This window comes from Neorhizobium lilium (assembly GCF_004053875.1).
GTDB lineage: Bacteria > Pseudomonadota > Alphaproteobacteria > Rhizobiales > Rhizobiaceae > Neorhizobium > Neorhizobium lilii.
The window spans coordinates 1-16,600 of the sequence record NZ_SBIP01000001.1; the positions used below are offsets into that span (position 1 = coordinate 1).

The 16,600-nt window shown below is 59.7% G+C and carries 16 protein-coding genes and 1 pseudogene; 6 read left to right on the plus strand and 11 right to left on the minus strand.

Going from position 1 to position 16,600, the window contains the following annotated elements; genetic code table 11:
* The 10 genes and pseudogenes from EPK99_RS00005 to ccoN all read right to left on the minus strand — a co-directional run.
* Window positions 1–265 (minus strand): annotated as a pseudogene (locus EPK99_RS00005) (5-aminolevulinate synthase); the annotation flags it as partial.
* 172 nt (window positions 266–437) lie between these two features.
* Complete coding sequence (locus tag EPK99_RS00010) at window positions 438–1,157, minus strand: response regulator (protein WP_128440595.1); 720 nt, start codon at window positions 1,155–1,157, stop codon at window positions 438–440.
* Between the two features lie 133 nt (window positions 1,158–1,290).
* Entirely contained in the window at window positions 1,291–1,449 is a 159-nt protein-coding gene (gene ccoS, locus EPK99_RS00015) for a cbb3-type cytochrome oxidase assembly protein CcoS (RefSeq protein ID WP_128440596.1), read from the minus strand.
* Entirely contained in the window at window positions 1,446–3,731 is a 2,286-nt protein-coding gene (locus EPK99_RS00020; RefSeq protein ID WP_128440597.1) for a cation-translocating P-type ATPase, read from the minus strand. Before EPK99_RS00020 ends, ccoS begins: the two co-directional genes overlap by 4 nt.
* Entirely contained in the window at window positions 3,728–4,213 is a 486-nt protein-coding gene (locus EPK99_RS00025; RefSeq protein WP_128440598.1) for a FixH family protein, read from the minus strand. Before EPK99_RS00025 ends, EPK99_RS00020 begins: the two co-directional genes overlap by 4 nt.
* Window positions 4,210–5,778 carry a cytochrome c oxidase accessory protein CcoG gene (gene ccoG, locus EPK99_RS00030; RefSeq protein ID WP_128440599.1) on the minus strand — a complete coding sequence of 523 codons (1,569 nt, stop codon included), beginning with the start codon at window positions 5,776–5,778 and terminating at the stop codon, window positions 4,210–4,212. Before ccoG ends, EPK99_RS00025 begins: the two co-directional genes overlap by 4 nt.
* A 144-nt stretch (window positions 5,779–5,922) precedes the next feature.
* Entirely contained in the window at window positions 5,923–6,786 is an 864-nt protein-coding gene (gene ccoP, locus EPK99_RS00035) for a cytochrome-c oxidase, cbb3-type subunit III (protein WP_128440600.1), read from the minus strand.
* A gap of 1 nt (window position 6,787) precedes the next feature.
* Window positions 6,788–6,940, minus strand: a complete 153-nt coding sequence (locus EPK99_RS00040) for a cbb3-type cytochrome c oxidase subunit 3 (RefSeq protein ID WP_128440601.1) — start codon at window positions 6,938–6,940, stop codon at window positions 6,788–6,790.
* A gap of 8 nt (window positions 6,941–6,948) precedes the next feature.
* On the minus strand, window positions 6,949–7,683 hold the full coding sequence (gene ccoO / locus EPK99_RS00045; RefSeq protein ID WP_128440602.1) for a cytochrome-c oxidase, cbb3-type subunit II: 735 nt from the start codon (window positions 7,681–7,683) through the stop codon (window positions 6,949–6,951).
* Between the two features lie 9 nt (window positions 7,684–7,692).
* The gene (gene ccoN, locus EPK99_RS00050) at window positions 7,693–9,315 is read right to left on the minus strand and encodes a cytochrome-c oxidase, cbb3-type subunit I (protein WP_128442068.1); all 1,623 of its coding nucleotides are present in this window, start codon (window positions 9,313–9,315) and stop codon (window positions 7,693–7,695) included.
* A gap of 237 nt (window positions 9,316–9,552) precedes the next feature.
* Between ccoN and EPK99_RS00055 the strand changes: the two genes are divergently transcribed.
* The 3 genes from EPK99_RS00055 (at window position 9,553) to EPK99_RS00065 (ending at window position 12,893) form a co-directional block, all read left to right on the plus strand.
* Window positions 9,553–10,314: a Crp/Fnr family transcriptional regulator gene (locus tag EPK99_RS00055; RefSeq protein WP_128442070.1), complete on the plus strand. Its 762-nt coding sequence runs from the start codon at window positions 9,553–9,555 to the stop codon at window positions 10,312–10,314.
* Between the two features lie 23 nt (window positions 10,315–10,337).
* The gene (locus EPK99_RS00060; protein ID WP_128440603.1) at window positions 10,338–12,284 is read left to right on the plus strand and encodes a hybrid sensor histidine kinase/response regulator; all 1,947 of its coding nucleotides are present in this window, start codon (window positions 10,338–10,340) and stop codon (window positions 12,282–12,284) included.
* Window positions 12,285–12,449: 165 nt separating this feature from the next.
* The gene (locus EPK99_RS00065) at window positions 12,450–12,893 is read left to right on the plus strand and encodes a pseudoazurin (protein ID WP_128440604.1); all 444 of its coding nucleotides are present in this window, start codon (window positions 12,450–12,452) and stop codon (window positions 12,891–12,893) included.
* 71 nt (window positions 12,894–12,964) lie between these two features.
* Here the strand turns inward: EPK99_RS00065 and hemN are convergent, their stop codons facing one another.
* Window positions 12,965–14,317 (minus strand): oxygen-independent coproporphyrinogen III oxidase, encoded by a 1,353-nt coding sequence (gene hemN / locus EPK99_RS00070; RefSeq protein ID WP_128440605.1) that lies wholly within the window; start codon window positions 14,315–14,317, stop codon window positions 12,965–12,967.
* A gap of 170 nt (window positions 14,318–14,487) precedes the next feature.
* Here hemN and EPK99_RS00075 point away from each other — a divergent pair, with 170 nt between their 5' ends.
* The 3 genes from EPK99_RS00075 to EPK99_RS00085 are packed head-to-tail and all read left to right on the plus strand — an operon-like array spanning window position 14,488 to window position 16,513.
* Window positions 14,488–15,018, plus strand: a complete 531-nt coding sequence (locus EPK99_RS00075) for a sigma-70 family RNA polymerase sigma factor (protein ID WP_128440606.1) — start codon at window positions 14,488–14,490, stop codon at window positions 15,016–15,018.
* Window positions 15,011–15,778 (plus strand): anti-sigma factor family protein, encoded by a 768-nt coding sequence (locus EPK99_RS00080; protein WP_128440607.1) that lies wholly within the window; start codon window positions 15,011–15,013, stop codon window positions 15,776–15,778. The genes EPK99_RS00075 and EPK99_RS00080 overlap by 8 nt, the downstream gene beginning before the upstream one ends.
* Window positions 15,779–15,799: 21 nt before the next feature.
* Complete coding sequence (locus EPK99_RS00085) at window positions 15,800–16,513, plus strand: Bax inhibitor-1/YccA family protein (RefSeq protein ID WP_128440608.1); 714 nt, start codon at window positions 15,800–15,802, stop codon at window positions 16,511–16,513.
* Window positions 16,514–16,600: the final 87 nt, after the last annotated feature.

The window sequence follows — 16,600 nt, forward strand, 5'->3', positions numbered from 1 at the left end:
TCGTGCCAGAGATATTCCGGGTGCCTCCCGCACCCGCGCCACAGTGGTCGATCGCCTCGTGCATGGCCGCGATCACTGCCGGATGCTGGCCCATGCCCAGATAGTCGTTCGAACACCAGACTGTGACATCCCTGGCACCGTCTGGCGTATGACGGGTGGCACGCGGGAAATTCCCCCGGTGACGCTCCAGATCGGCAAACACCCGATACCGACCTTCCGCGTGAAGTCCGTCAAGCGCGCCCTTGAAAAATGCCTCGAAATCCATTTCACACTCCAGTCGTCGTACAGCACGAATAATACGAAGCCGCGCAAGGGTATTTGATATGCGTCAAGTGCCTGCAGACATCATGTTTGCCCGATTATAGCGGTCTTGGATGATTATTGGTTAACACGCCGGCGGCGTACTTCGGAAACGGCCGCTGAGACAGGGAGCGGCTTCACGACCGGCGTCCTGTAAAGACATAGCCAACCCCGCGAACCGACTGGATCAGCACCGGCTCCTTGGGATCCTGCTCGATCTTCTTGCGCAACCGAACGATCTGGGCATCGATGGCTCTGTCGAATGCTTCCAGATCCCGGTTCCTGGTGAGGTTCATCAGGGTCTCTCGAGACATGACGCGCCCAGGATTGCGAACAAATACCAGAAGCATGTCGAATTCGCCGCTCGTGAGCGTAACATCCTGGCCGTTCGGCCCCGTCAACCGCCGGCGCGATATATCGAGCTGCCAGCCATCGAATCGCAGCGTCTCCTCGTCTGCCTTGGCAAGCGGAGTTGCGTGCTCCGTCAAACTGCGCCGACGCAACACAGTTCTTAAGCGTGCCAGCAGTTCACGCAGGTGGAAGGGCTTGGCGATGTAATCGTCCGCACCGATCTCGAGACCTACCACCTTGTCGGTGATGTCATCCTGGCCAGTGAGCATGAGCACGGGCATGTCGGACGTCGCCCGAAGCTCCCTCAACAACTCCAGCCCGTTCTCGCCGTTCGGCAGCACGAGATCGAGGAAGACGGCCGCATAACTCGACTTGGCCAGTTCGGCGCGCATGGAGACCCCGTCGCCCACCGCAGTAACCTTGAAGCCATTGTCTTCGAAATAACGGATCAGCATCTGCCTGATCCGGGCATCGTCATCCACCACCAGAATACGATCTGGTTCCATATCTCACACTCGTACCGCTACCCCTACTTGCCCGAGAGCGTTACCAAAGGATCGCGTCACGCGCTACCGTCCTGATTGTCGCGGTGCAGCATGGGCTGCTCCGTCTTTTTGGGACTGGAGCAAACGGCCATGACTACGGCTTCGGCTGATCGGTATCGTCCTCAGCCAGGATGCGCCAAGCCGCACCCTGAAGATCGTCATATTGGCCGCTGCGAAGCGACCATAGAAAGGCGCCTAGACCCATCGCACCCATGAAGAGGGCAATGGGGATGAGATAGATCAGCATATTCATATGGGATTCGCCTCGTAAGCGACCGCCGGCGTCGATTTCCATGGCGCAGCTGTCACGGCAGCGAGCCGGCTCAGCCTCAGAGCGTTGGCGACGACGATGAGCGACGAGGTCGACATGGCGATGGCAGCGATCAGCGGCGTTGCGTATCCGGCGATAGCGATCGGGACGGCAAGCACGTTATAGCCGATCGCAAGTGCGAAGTTCTGGCGAATCAGTCGTGCCGACTGGCGCGCGACGTGTATCGCCTGCGGTACGATGTCGAGCCTGTCGCTGAAGAAAACAAGGTCTGCTGCCTGGCGCCCTACATCGGAGGCGGTGGACGGTGCCATGGAGACATGCGCAGCCGCCAGCGCCGGCGCATCGTTGATGCCGTCGCCGACCATGAGGACGCGGTGACCGCCCTCGCTGAGACGCGCGATCTCCTCGACCTTCTGCTTCGGCGTCAGGGCGCCCAGGGCCCGATCCAGGCCCAATGCGCGGGCCGTGCGATTGACGACGCTTTGCCTGTCGCCGGAAACCATCACAATTTGGAAGCTCGTTGACTGAAGCCGCGAAACAGTTTCCAGCGCGCCCGGGCGAAGCGTGTCGTCGAAAAAGAAGTGCGCCAGCGTGGCACCGTTCTTCGATAGAACCACCTCCGTCAACGGATTGTCCGAGCCGGATGCCCCATGGCTTTGGCCGCACGCGAAAGCAGCACTCCCTAGCCTGTAGACATCATCGCCAGAAAACGCCTCCAGGCCGCCGCCTGCCGTTTCGCGGACGCGGTCGAAGATGGAATGTGCTGAACTACTGCTGCGAACCAGGGCTTGGGACAGAGGGTGGCGCGAATGAACCGCCAGCGCAACCGCAGTGGCCAGATCGCTGTCGTTTGTCGCTTGAATATTCACGAGCCTGGGGCTTCCAAGCGTCAAAGTCCCGGTCTTGTCGAAGGCAACGGTATCGATCTCGGCCAGCCGTTCCAGCGCCGAGCCATCCTTCACCATGACGCCCTTGCGGAACAACTCGCCTGCTGCAACCACCTGCACGACCGGAACGGCCAGGCCAAGTGCGCAGGGGCAGGTGATGATCAGGACGGCGACAGCGATCAGCATGGCATGCTTCCAATCACCGCCCAAAAATCCCCAGGCAAGGAAACTGGTCAGTGCGAGGATATGAACAACGGGCGAATAGAGAGATGCGGCACGGTCAGCGATGAGGCGATACCGGGCTCGGCCGCCTTCCGCCGCCTCCATAAGGGCCATGATTTCCGCCAGCAGCGAATTTCGGGCAAGCCTGGTGGCACGCACCAGAAGCGCGCCCGTCAGGTTCATCGCCCCGGAGCTCACCTCTGCTCCGTCAGAAACGGAAACCGGCCTGCTTTCGCCGGTCACGATGGACAGGTCGAGATCGCTTTCCCCGCCAAACACCGTGCCATCGACAGGAATGCGGTCGCCTGCGGCGATAGCGATCTCGTCACCGACTTTAACCTCTTCGACTGCCACGTAGCGGCGCGAGCCGTCAGCCGACACCAGAAGTGCGCCACGCGGCGCCAGCCGCGCCAATCCATTGATCGCCGAACGCGCTTTGTCGCGCATGATGTGATCGAGGGTCCGGCCAATAAGAAGGAAAAAGAGGAGGGAAACCGTGGCGTCGAACCATGCGTGCTCTCCGTGGTGCATGGTCTCCCATAAAGAAACGGCATAGGAGAGCGTCACTGCCAGCGAAATCGGCACATCCATGTTCGTGCGGCCCCGCCTCAACGCATTCCAGGCGGAGCGAAAGAAGAACCGCCCCGCATAGATCAGCGCCGGCGCTGCGATCATTGCCGAGATCCAGTGGAACATGTCTCGCGTCGCGGCGTCCGCACCCGACCAGACGGATACGGAGAGAAGCATGATATTGGCGGCGGCAAAGCCGGATACGCCGACCGCAAGCAGAAGCTGGTTTTTGTTTTTTTCGCTTTGCGAATCGGCTTGGGCAAGCAGGTTGGCGCGGTAGCCTGTGGCGTTGATCGCCTCGATGATACCGGCCGGATCGATCGGTCCGTCCGGGGTATGTTCGCTGTAGACGCAAGAGACGCGCCTCGACGTGAGATTCACCCGCGCCTTGCGCACGTAAGGAAGCCTCAACAGCGCCGTTTCGATGGTGACGATGCACTCGCCGCAGTGCACGTCGGGAATGCTGAGATCGAGCTGCTGAAGGCCCTCCCCCAGCGGATGGCTGGCAAGCGCGATCTCTTCGGCGCTGATGGAAACGGAATTCAGCGCCAGCACACCTTCCGCATTGACGCCGCAGCAGCTCACTGGTCCAACCCCGCAGTATCGATACGCGTGGCCTCATGCATGACCAGGGCTCCTTCCCTGCGCGATGTGACCTCTACAATCCAGTCGCCGGCGGAAACCGGATGAACGGCTTCGAAGCGACCCTTTGCCGTCTGGCGCAGAGCGAGCTTGAAATCCTCATGGTCTCCCACCGGGCGCTTGAAGTTTGCAACCACCTCGTCCACATCCGCCGGCGTGCCATCTCGATTGCGCAGGTCGTAGTGGATGGCATTGTCCTTGAGCGAAAGGCTGCCGACGATCCCGGAGGCTGCCATGGCCTTCATCGCTGCTGCCTTGCCGTTGAACTCCTGGCTGGCGACATAGGTGTTCTCCACCACCAATCCGCTCCAGCTAGACGAGGCCAGATAGGCCATGGTGACATTGACGGTGATGACCACGCCGAAGAACGTGACCGTGGTGATGAGCATGTGGCGGCCGGTAAACTCTGGCGTGCGGGTGATCACTGGACATCTCCTGGTGCGTTGAATGCGGCCCGATAGGTCGCTCTGTCGGAATGATCCTCGGCTTCGAGAACGAACAGGAAGCCCTCCGCCCTCGCGGCATTGGGGTTAAGCGTCACGAAGACTTTGAGACTGGTCGCAGCATCGGGTGCGGCATCGATAATGAAGCTGCGGCCCTCTTGCCTGCCGAGTTCGGCGATGCGCATGGTAGCGCCTTCCAGACCTGCGAGACTAAGCACGATCCTTCGCTGCGCAGGCACCATATTGAGGACGCGCAAGGTATAGCCGTTACGGATCGAACCGTTGCTTTCCAGCACATATTGCGGGTTGCGGTCGTGAACGACGTTGAGCTCGAGGCGGTCGCGCATGGCCAGATGGACCAGCATGGCGATGCCGACCGACATCCAGATCACCGCATAAAAGACGACCCTCGGCCGGAAGATGATGCGCCAGTCGAAGTGACGGATCGTGTCTGTGAAGCTGCCGTCCGGGTTGCGCACCCGGCTCGGCTGTACCGCCGTCCGACCACCATCGGTGGCCAGCGCCATGTTGCCTGCATATTCGCTCAGCGTGGCGTAGGCGATGAGGCCGCGCGGCTTGCCGGTCTTGTCCATGACGCCATTACAGGCGTCGATGCAGAGAGCGCAGGTGATGCATTCCATCTGCTGGCCGTCGCGAATGTCGATCCCCATGGGACAGACCGCAACGCAGGCGTTACAGTCCACACAGTCACCGACCATCGCACCTTGTGCTACGGCCTTCCTGGCATGGCGGGTGCGTGGTTCGCCGCGCCAGTCGTTATAGGTGACGACGAGCGAGTTTTCGTCCAACATGGCGCCTTGAATGCGCGGCCAGGGGCACATATAGGTGCAGACCTGTTCGCGCATGAGACCGCCCAGCACATAGGTTGTAGCCGTGAGAACGGCGATGGTTGCATAGGCGGCCATTGAGGCTTTTCCGGTAAGCAGCGACACCGCCAGTGTCGGGGCGTCTGCGAAGTAAAAGATCCAGGCGCCGCCGGTTGCCATTCCGATCACCAGCCAGATCGCATGCTTCGCCACGCGCTTCCTGAGCTTGTCGAACGTCCAGGGACCGGCATCCAGTTTCATTCGGGCGTTACGGTCGCCTTCGATCGCGCGCTCGACGACCAGAAAGAGATCCACCCATACCGTCTGCGGACAGGCATAACCGCACCAGGCGCGCCCGACCGCAGAGGTGACGAGGAAGAGACCGAATCCCGCCATGACGAGAAGGCCGGCCACATAATAGAATTCCTGTGGCCAGATCTCGATGAAAAAGAAAAAGAAGCGGCGCGAAGACAGATCTATGAGAATAGCCTGATCGGGGGCAAAAGGGCCGCGGTCCCAGCGTATCCAGGGCGAAATATAGTAGATGCCGAGTGTGACCAGCATCACGATCCACTTGAAGCGGCGAAACTGACCTTCGGCGCGCTTTGGGAAAATCTTCTTACGGGCCGCATAGAGCGGCTGGCGGTTCCGACGCGCGTTGACCGGCTCCGCGTGGAGCTGTTCTACGTCTTTCCTGTCCTGCGCCGAGTAAAGATTCATGGGACCTGTCCAATCACTAACTGTCCTCTTCCCACTCCCGCCGATCCCCTTCATTGACCAAGGTCAAGGACGCAAGAAGCCACGGCACCGCTTCCGATGACGTGGCTTCTTGCTTGCAGACCGGTTGACGGCGGATTGTCCTTGTTACCTGCCGCCACCCAACGAGTGCACGAAAACCGTGAGCTGCTTGACTGCAGTGTCGCCGAGACGTCCCTGCCAGGCCGGCATCACACCATGCTTTGGTGACATCACCTGCCGGACGATCGCATCTTCTCCCCTGCCCTTCAGCCAGATGGCATCGGCAAGGTTCGGCGCGCCCATCTCGGCTTTGCCTTTGGCATCGTCGCCATGGCAGGCGGCGCAGTTGTCCATGAATATCTGCTTTCCTGCTTCCGCCAATGCCGGGTTTGATGGCTTGTTCGTCAGGCTCCAGACATAGGCTGCGACCTGCCGGGTCTGATCCAGATCCAGTATTTCGGCGAAGGCAGGCATTTCGGATACATGCGTATCCGGATCCGTATCATAGCGGACACCGTGAGCGATCGTGGTCTGGATCGCGTCGAGATCACCGCCCCACAGCCAGTCGTCATCGTTGAGGTTGGGGAATCCGGGGCCACCGGTTGCACCGGAGCCGTGGCACGGCGCGCAGTTGACCTTGAAGGCCGAGGCACCGCCGGCGATGGCGAATTCCCGAAGCGTCGCATCCGCGTCGATCTCCTGCACGCTTTTCGTAGCGATCATCTCCTGGAACTGCGCCTGGGCAACCTTGGCATGATCCAGATCCTGCTGCAGCTCTGCACGGCTCGAAAAGCCCAGATAGCCTTTGGTGGCCGAGGTAATCATGGGGATAGCGGGATAAGCGATTGCGTATCCAATTGCCCAGAGAATGGTGGCATAGAAAGTATAGACCCACCAGCGAGGCATAGGATTGTTCAGTTCGCGAATGCCGTCCCATTCGTGGCCGGTGGTTTCGACGCCGCTGATTTCATCGATGTGCTTTTCCGGCATCTCAATCATCCTTCAGAGGAATATCGGCGGCTTCCTTGGCTCTCTGCTTGCCGCCGGGACGCAGGGTGAAAAGCACCGCGCAGACGAAGAAGGCCGACATGGCCAGAAGCCCCCAACTGTCGGCGAAGTGCCGCATTGCCGTGTAAAGTTCCATTGTTGACCTCATCGATAGCCGGTGGCGTCGTCATAGGTGGAGAAGTCGACCAGGGTGCCGAGCATCTGCAGGTAGGACACCAGCGCGTCCATCTCCGTAAGCTTGGTCGGATCTCCGTCGAAGTCGCCCACCTTGGCCTTGGGATAGCGAGCGAGCAGGCCGGTGGTATCGACGTTCGGATCGGCCTGCGCCTTCATGTCGGCCTCGGCATTGGTCAGCATCTCATCGGTGTAGGGGACGCCGACAATCTCGTTCGCCTTGAGGTCCATGCCCACATCCTTGACGGTCACTTCCGTCTGCGAGAGGAAGGCATAGCGCGGCATGATCGACTCCGGCACAACAGCGCGCGGATCGGACAGGTGCTGGACGTGCCATTCGTTGGAGTAGCGGCCACCCACGCGGGCCAGATCCGGCCCGGTGCGCTTGGAGCCCCACTGGAAGGGATGGTCGTACATCGACTCTGCCGCCAGCGAGTAATGGCCGTAGCGTTCCACTTCATCGCGGAAGGGCCGGATCATCTGGCTATGGCAAACGTAGCAGCCTTCGCGGACATAGATGTTGCGTCCGGCCAGTTCGAGCGGTGTATAGGGCCGCATCCCTTCCACCTTCTCGATCGTATTCTGCAGGTAGAACAGCGGGGCAATCTCAACGATGCCGCCGATGCTGACCACCAGAAGCGAGCCGACCAGAAGAAGCGTCGCATTCTTCTCGATGATTTTGTGTTTGTCTAATATCGATGCCATGTCTTCACCTCACTCGGCGGGCTGTGCCTGAGGCACATAGGTGGTCGGGAGAGCCGCTTCGTCGCGTACGTGGCCGCGGATGGTCATGAACACGTTCCACGCCATTACCAAGCCGCCTGCCAGGTAAAGCGCGCCGCCAAGGGTACGCACCAGGTAGTAGGGGAACATGGCAGCGACGGTTTCTGCGAAGGAGTAGACCAGGAAGCCTTGCGAATTGTACTCGCGCCACATCAGCCCCTGCTGGATGCCAGCGACCCACAAAACGGCGGCGTAGACCACGATGCCGAGGGTAGCGAGCCAGAAGTGCCAGTTGACCATACGCATGCTGTACAACCGCTCGCGGCCCCACAGTTTCGGCGTCAGATAATAGATGGCGCCAAAAGTGATCATGCCGACCCAGCCGAGCGCGCCGGAGTGAACGTGACCGATGGTCCATTCGGTATAGTGGCTGAGCGAGTTCACCGTCTTGACCGACATCATCGGGCCTTCGAAGGTGGACATGCCGTAGAAGGCAATGGCGATGATCATCATGCGGATGATCGGATCGGTGCGGATCTTGTCCCAGGCGCCTGACAGCGTCATCAGGCCGTTGATCATGCCGCCCCATGAAGGCATCCACAGCATGATGGAGAAGACCATGCCGAGCGTCTGCGCCCAGTCCGGCAGTGCCGTATAGTGCAGATGGTGCGGGCCGGCCCATATGTACATGAAGATCAGCGCCCAGAAGTGGATGATCGACAGGCGGTAGGAATAGACCGGGCGATTGGCCTGCTTGGGAACGAAATAGTACATCATTCCGAGAAAGCCGGCGGTCAGGAAGAAGCCCACTGCGTTATGGCCGTACCACCATTGCGTCAGCGCATCCTGGACGCCCGAGAAGACCGAATAGCTCTTCGAGCCCAGGAAGGAGACAGGGACCGCCAGGTTGTTGACCACATGCAGCATGGCGATGGTGACGATGAAGGCGAGGTAGAACCAGTTTGCCACATAGATATGCGGCTCCTTGCGCTTCAGGATCGTGCCCAGGTAAACCAGAAGATAGGCCACCCAGACAACCGTCAGCCACAGATCGACATACCATTCTGGCTCGGCATATTCGCGACCTTGGGAAATCCCCAGCACATAGCCGGTCGCCGCGAGCACGATGAAGAGCTGGTAGCCCCAGAAGACGAACCAGGCGAGATTGCCGCCGAACAGGCGGGCGCGACAGGTGCGCTGCACGACATAGAAGGACGTCATGATCAGCGCGTTGCCGCCGAAAGCGAAGATAACCGCCGAAGTATGAACCGGGCGCAACCGGCCGAAATTCAGATAGGGTGCGAAATTGAGATCGGGGAACGCAAGCTGGGCCGCGACGATCACGCCGACGAGAAAGCCGACGACGCCCCAGAATACGGTTGCGATCAGCCCGTAACGTATGACTTCGTCGAAATAGCCCGACGGCTCGACTCTCGGCTGAGGGCCAGCGACCGAGAAGTCGATTTTTCTCATCAGCAAGATCGTACCTGCCAGAAGGCAGAGACATAGTGTGCCCATATGGACTGCAAACAGGTGGTCGTGAGCAAAGGCTGCTCCCAGCAAAGCCAGAAACGCTGCAACTGCGACCACCACGGTTTCCGTCGTGTAATTCATCATGTCGTCCCCAGTGCGCGGCCGACCGCAATGCGGCCGACCTTCTCGTACTTGAGGGAGGACTCTCATGGAGCCGGCAAGACCTCCTTGATTTACATCAATGAGATCCAAAGCCTACGTCTGGCAGTGCGGGTTGTTACGAACTGTTACGCGGTCTTACCAATTGGTACACGCCGCTCATCCTTGTGTGACACGACACTCCTAATCTCGTCCTCATCAAACAAAGGGGACATGACGATGCTGATGCAGGGCAAAAACGCGTTCGAGATTGCAGGTTATGCGAGAGAGGCGGTCCAGCCTCGCACATCACCCTCGCGCGGGTCGACGCCCTGCCAATCCCTGTTGGCGCTGTTTCAGATGTCTGCGCTCGAAACCGTGCCAGCTAGCAAAGCCGTCTGTTGGGAAGGTGATTCGGCGAGCCACCTCTTCCAGGTCGTCGAAGGCGTCGTCCGCCTACAGCGCATCATCGGCGAAGGCCGCAGGGCGATCACGGCGTTTCAGTATGCCGGTGACGTGGTCGGCGCGTTTGTTCAGGGCGAGTTTCCGTTTACGGCGGAAGCGGTGACCGAGTGCAAGATTCGCCGCATTTCCCGCAAAACCTTCCTCAGTGAAGTTACTGGCTCGGACGTCCTTCGTCCGGAATATATCAAGCTTCTGTGCGAGGAAACAGCAGCAGCCCATGAGCAGATGGTGCTTCTGTCCAAGAAGAATGCGGAGGAAAGACTCTGCAGCTTCCTGGTGGAGCTTGCCTCGCGAGGCGGGGCTCCGGGCCAGACAGGCCTGCTTCAGGTGCCGATGAACCGTCAGGACATCGCAGACTATCTGGGCATGACGATCGAGACCGTATCGCGCACGATCAGCAAGCTCGCGGCAAGGAAGATCGTGGTTCCGGAAGGCCGACACAACCTGCGGATCATCTGTTTCAGTCGGCTCTCCCGGCTCTGCGGTAATGCCGATGCTTTTCATTCGGAAAACTGCCATAGGATGGGCATCCACTGAACAACCGCAGACCTATGTTAGCCATGCCTCATCGTCTCGTATCTCCAAGAACCGCGTCGCCCCAGGAACTGGAGGCGCTTGTGCATGTACTGGATGGGGCCGATATCGTGGTCTACCATTTCGAAGGAACGATCACCCATTGGTCTATCGGGTGTGAGAACATGTACGGATGGACGCCGGAACAAGCCGTCGGGCAAAAGATCTACGATCTTCTTGCGACGACGCTGCCCCAGCCTCGCGAGGCCGTCCTCGATCAGATCAAGTTCCAAGGCTTTTGGCAGGGCGAAATGATTCACCGTCACAAAAACGGGTATGACATCCACGTCGCCGCACGTTGCGTTCTCGTAAACCTGCCGGACGGCGAGCAGGCGATCATTCAGACCAATAGCGATGTTAGCCCCCTTCGCAAGGCGGAGGCGGCGGTGAGGTCGCGCGAGGCTCATCTGAGTTCAATCCTCGATACGGTGCCGGACGCCATGGTGGTGATCGACCACAAGGGGATCGTGCAGTCCTTCAGCAAGGCGGCGGAAAAGCTGTTCGGCATGAAGGGGGAAGAGATCTGCGGCAAGAATGTCAGCACGCTCATGCCCAATCCGGATCGCGAAGCCCACGACGATTATATTGGCCATTATCTGGAAACGGGTGAGAAACGCATCATCGGTTACGGCCGGGTCGTCACCGGCCAGCGCGCCGACGGCACGCAATTTCCGATGGAACTTCATGTCGGCGAAGCGACGGTGAATGGAGAGCGGATCTTCACCGGTTTCGTGCGAGACCTGACCAGCCGCTACAAGATCGAGGAAGACCTCCGCCAGGCCCAGAAGATGGAGGCCGTCGGACAGCTGACCGGCGGCATTGCCCATGACTTCAACAATCTCCTGACCGTCATCAGCGGCAATCTGGAAATGGTCGAGGAGAAGCTGCCGCCCGGTCCGCTTCGGGACATTCTCAAGGAGGCGCAGGAGGCGGCGTCCGACGGCGCCAAGCTCACCGGCCAGCTTCTGGCGTTCGGACGGCGCCAGCCGCTGAACCCGAAGCAGGCGGATCTCGGCCAGCTGATCAGCGGCTTTTCCAACCTGCTGCGGCGTACTCTGGGCGAAGACATCAAGCTCTCTACCATACTTACAGGCTCGAACTTCGATGTGCTTGTCGATAGCTCACAGCTGCAAAATGCAATTCTGAACATTGCAATCAACGCACGCGACGCCATGCCAAAGGGCGGCAAGCTGACCATGGAAATCTCTCGCGTCCAGCTCGATGCCGATTATGCTAAAATGTATCCGGAGGTGCGCAGCGGCGACTTCATCCTCATTGCCATGACGGATACCGGCATCGGCATGAACGAGGAGGTTCGCAAGCACGCGATCGAGCCCTTTTTCACCACCAAGAAGACCGGCTCGGGAACGGGCCTCGGCTTGAGCATGGTCTATGGCTTCGTAAAGCAATCCGGAGGTCATCTGCAGCTTTATAGCGAGATCGATCATGGTACGACGATCCGCATCTATCTCCCGGCCATGAGTGGCAGGACGATGCAACCGGCGCATGAAGAAGCAGGCGCGGCAGAAATGCCTCTTCCCCAAGGAGACGAGACCGTTCTGGTGGTGGAGGATGACCGGCGCGTCCGCCGCGTTGCTGTCGCACGGCTGTCGAGTATGGGGTATTCGGTCCTCGAAGCAGAGAGTGGCCATGGCGCCCTCGCTATCCTGAAGGACAACAGGGACATTGCTCTGCTGTTCACCGACATCGTCATGCCCGGCGGCATGACCGGCGATGAGCTTGCCCAAGAAGCTCGCGAGATCCGCCCTGATCTGGCAGTGCTGTTCACGTCGGGATATTCGGAGCCTGCGCTCGCGGCCAAGAACATCATCCCCGGCGCGCAGTGGCTGAGGAAACCATATACGGCGCGCGAACTCGCCAGCACCATCCGCGAGCTCCTGAACGGCCCTGACAGAGAATTCCCTCACTTGTAACGACGAGATCTGGCACCGCCTTAGCCGGCAGAGCCAATCGGCAGCTATGCTGCTGGCATCGACGGGGCATTGATTTTATTGCGTTTGACGCGTGTCAAAGAGCAAATTCCGCACATCGCATAGAAGACTGGCAGGGCCAAAGTGGCCTCAACAGGAGACATGCAAATGCGTTTCAAGATTGGTCTAATCGCCGCCACCGCAGCTCTGGTCGCTTCGGCGATGCCGCTGTTGGCCGCCGATCATCAGATCCAATTGCTTAACAAGGGCGCGGACGGCGCCATGGTATTCGAGCCTGGCTTCGTGAAGATTGCTCCCGGCGACACCGTCACCTTCGTGCCCACCGATAAGGGCCACAATGTAGAGACATTTCCCGGCCTCATTCCGCAGGGTGCAGCAGAATTCAAGTCGAAGCCCAACGAACAGTTCCAGACCAAATTCGACGTGCCGGGCGCCTATGTTGTCAAATGCACACCGCACGCCGGCATGGGAATGGTCGCGCTGATCCAAGTCGGCGACAACCCGACCAATCTCGACACCATCAAGACCGCCAAAGTTCCGCCCTTGGCACGTAAACGCCTGGATGCAGACCTCGCACAGGTCTCGCAGTAAAATGTTGAGGGCGGCACCGCGGTGGGTGTCGCCCTCTTCTAAACAACGCGTAGCCGACGATGACCGTGCCCTCATGCCGCCTTGGCATGGGTGCGGCCGAAGGAGCCGAGATAGGCATCGAAGGCCGCGGCCACGGCGCGCACCATGAAGCGAGCATCCTGTGAAACGATCACGCGGTCACCCGTCATGCGAACGACGCCATCGGCAACCAGTTCTGCGAGCCGATCATTGTCCTTGGTCAGTTCGGCATGGTCGAGACCTGTCCCACGACACAGCGCTTCCAGATCGACCTCGAAATCGCACATCAGGCGCTCGATGATCTTCGCCCGCAGCTTATCCTCCTCCGTCATGAGATATCCCTTGGCCGTTGGAAGATTGCCGGACGACACCTGCTCCGCATAGCGTCCGAGAGGAACCTCATTCTGGAAATAGCCCGCTGGCAGATTTCCGATGGCGGAAGCCCCCAACCCGATCAACGTATCGCAGCTGTCGTCCGTATATCCCTGGAAATTCCGCCGCAGCGTGCCCGACATGGACGCGATTGCTAGCGTATCCTCCGGAAGGGCGAAATGATCGAGCCCGATGCGGACATAGCCCGCAGCTGCCAGTTCTTTTGCAATCGCTTCCGCCTGCTCGTTCCTCTCGCTTGCACCGGGAAGCGTATCTTCCTCGATCAATCGCTGGTGTTTCTTGAACGCCGGCACATGGGCATAACCGAATACCGAAAAGCGATCCGGCTTCATCTCGAGCGAAGCTTTGACTGTATCCACGCAGGATTGAACCGTCTGGTGCGGCAGGCCGTAGATCAGGTCGAAGTTGATGCTTTTCGTTCCGGCCTCGCGCAGCCTCGTGACTGCTGCTTCGGTCTGCTCGATGCTCTGCACCCGGTTGATAGCGTGCTGGACTGTGATATCGAAGCTCTGGACGCCGAGGCTTGCCCGGTTGACACCGTTTTCTGCGAGGGTTCCGATCATCGCGGCCGAGAGCGTCCGGGGATCGATTTCGATGGCAATGCCGGCGTCATCCGCGAGCTGAAAGGCGCTTCTGAGCTTTGTCATCAAGGCCGCAAATTCCTGCGGCTTCAGGATGGTCGGCGTGCCGCCCCCGAAATGGACATTCTTGACCGGCGAGGCATGGCCTGACGCACTGGAAACCAGTTCGATCTCCCGGTTCAGGACTTTAAGGTAGTCGATAATCGGCCCGTCCTGTCTGGTAATGCTGGTATGGCAGCCGCAATACCAGCACATGGATCGACAGAAGGGAATGTGTAGGTAAAGCGAGACGGGATCGCATCCGCCCAGGCCGGCAAGCCCTTTCGCATAGTCGTCCGGCCCGACCGCTGCCGAAAATGCGGGCGCGGTCGGATAGCTGGTATAGCGCGGGAGGCGGGCTTCACCATATTTGGCAACGAGTGCATGGGGCATATTGGCTTTCCTGACGAGGATCGTCATGCCTTATGTCGTCCGCTACAGCTGCCTTCCTTGCTCTATGTCAAATGCGACAGTCGTCCAGCTGGAAAACCGCACGAAGGGAAGCCGCCGAAAAATTTCCGGTGCCCTGGAATAGACCGCGTTGATCATCCGTATATAGGGGCATGAACCAGGAGAAACGCCCTTTCGATGTGATCGCCCAGCTGACGGCTCTGCGCCGCTATGCTCGCTCGCTTGCGAGGACCTCGTCAGACGCGGAAGATCTCGTGCACGACGCGCTAGTAAAGGCCTATGAGCGCCGCGCGACCTTCCGGACGGGAGCCAATCTGCGCGCCTGGCTGTTCGCCATTCTCCACAACACGCATATCGACCGGCATCGCGCGCAAGCCACCCGGCTGCGCCAGGAAAGCGGACGTATCGATGAGTCCGGGCTATCCTATCCGGCCAGCCAGGAACAGTCGATCCGACTGCGGCAGGTGCGCGAAGCCTTCATGACCTTGCCGGAGGAGCAGCGCGAGGCCCTTCATCTGGTTGCAGTCGAGGACATGACCTACCAGGAAGCGGCTGAGTCGCTGGGCATTCCCATCGGAACCTTGATGTCGCGCATATCCCGTGCCCGGGCGCGCCTTCGCTCTCTCGAAGACGATCCGAAACAGCCGAGCCATCTCAGATTGATAGGAGGCGGCAATGACTGACGTCGAAGCCGTGAACGAAACCGATCTCGACGCCTATGTCGACAACCAGCTGGATACGCCGGCCCGCCTGCGGGTAGAGAACCATCTTGCCCGCCATCCGGATGTGGCCGCACGTGTCATGGCCGATCTTGGCATGCGTACGACGCTGAAGCTGGCGCTGCAGACGGAGCAGACAAACAGCAGCCCGGCGACCCGCGAAGCGGCACGTCGGCTGACGGCGAGCCTGGAGGGCCGCCGAATGTGGACATCCCTGCAGCGTATTGCCGCTATCGCCGTCCTGATTTCGATCGGGTGGTTCGCCAACTCCTCCATCGGCCCCTTCGGTCCGAGCGAGGTCAATGCCTCTACCCATCCTCCGGCCTTTGTCGAACAGGCCCTGCGCGCGCACCAGACGTCGCTCGTCCGTGAAGCCATGCCGTCCCAACCGGAGGTCAAGACGTACGACCGGGAGGAAATCCGTGCAGCGACCGCCATATTGATGCCGAAGCTGCCTAAGGACTGGCAGGTCGTGGACGTCCAGATCTTCCCGTCCGATTTCGGCCCGAGTGTGGAAGCGACCATCGAGAAGGATGGAATGCGGCTTTCGCTGTTCGCGGTCCGCCCGGGTCATTTCGGCGTCGAACCGGTCAAGGACCTCAAGATGTCGAACGCGGAGGCAGCATGGTGGCAGATCGGCGAAATTGCCTATGCCCTCGTTTCCAGCAATCCCGAAGCCGGCCTTTCGGACGAAGCCGAGCTTCTTAAGAACTCACTCCATTAACATCCACGAAAGGAGACATACATGTATCCGAACCAGAACCGCTTCGGCGGCATTTCCCAGACATCGGCGGCCCTGGACGAAGGGCTGCGCCAGCATATGCTGCGCGTCTACAACTATATGGGCCTCGGCCTGGTCGTTACCGGCATCGTCGCATTGATCGTCGGCACGACGCCTGCGCTTTACGTGCCTATCTTCTCCTCGCCGCTCAAGTGGGTGGTGATGCTGGCGCCGCTCGCCTTCGTCTTCTTCTTCTCGTTCCGTATCCAGACCATGTCGGCTCCGGCTGCGCAGATGACCTTCTTCGCATTCTGCGCGGTGATGGGCCTCTCGCTTGCCTCGGTTTTCCTGGTCTTTACCGGCGCAAGTATCGCACGCACCTTCTTCATTGCAGCCACCATGTTCGGCGCCACCAGCCTCTACGGCTACACGACCAAGCGTGACCTTGCGAAGTTCGGTTCGTTCATGATCATGGGCCTGATCGGCGTTATGATCGCCTCGATCGTCAACATATTCCTGGGCTCCAGCGCCCTGCAGTTCGCCGTCTCCATCATCGGCATTGTCGTCTTCGTCGGCCTGACCGCCTGGGACACGCAGAACATCAAGGAACAATACGCAGAAAACTACGACCAGGAATCACGCCAGAAGCTGGCTGTGTTCGGAGCGCTGTCGCTCTACCTGAACTTCGTCAACATCTTCCAACTGCTGCTGAACTTCACGGGCGACCGCGAGGCATAAGGTTGCGGATCATGTGCGGGCGGATCTGCTCAACCGCCCGCACATGATCAACTGGCCTGTTTGCAGGGATCAAAAATCAATCGCCCG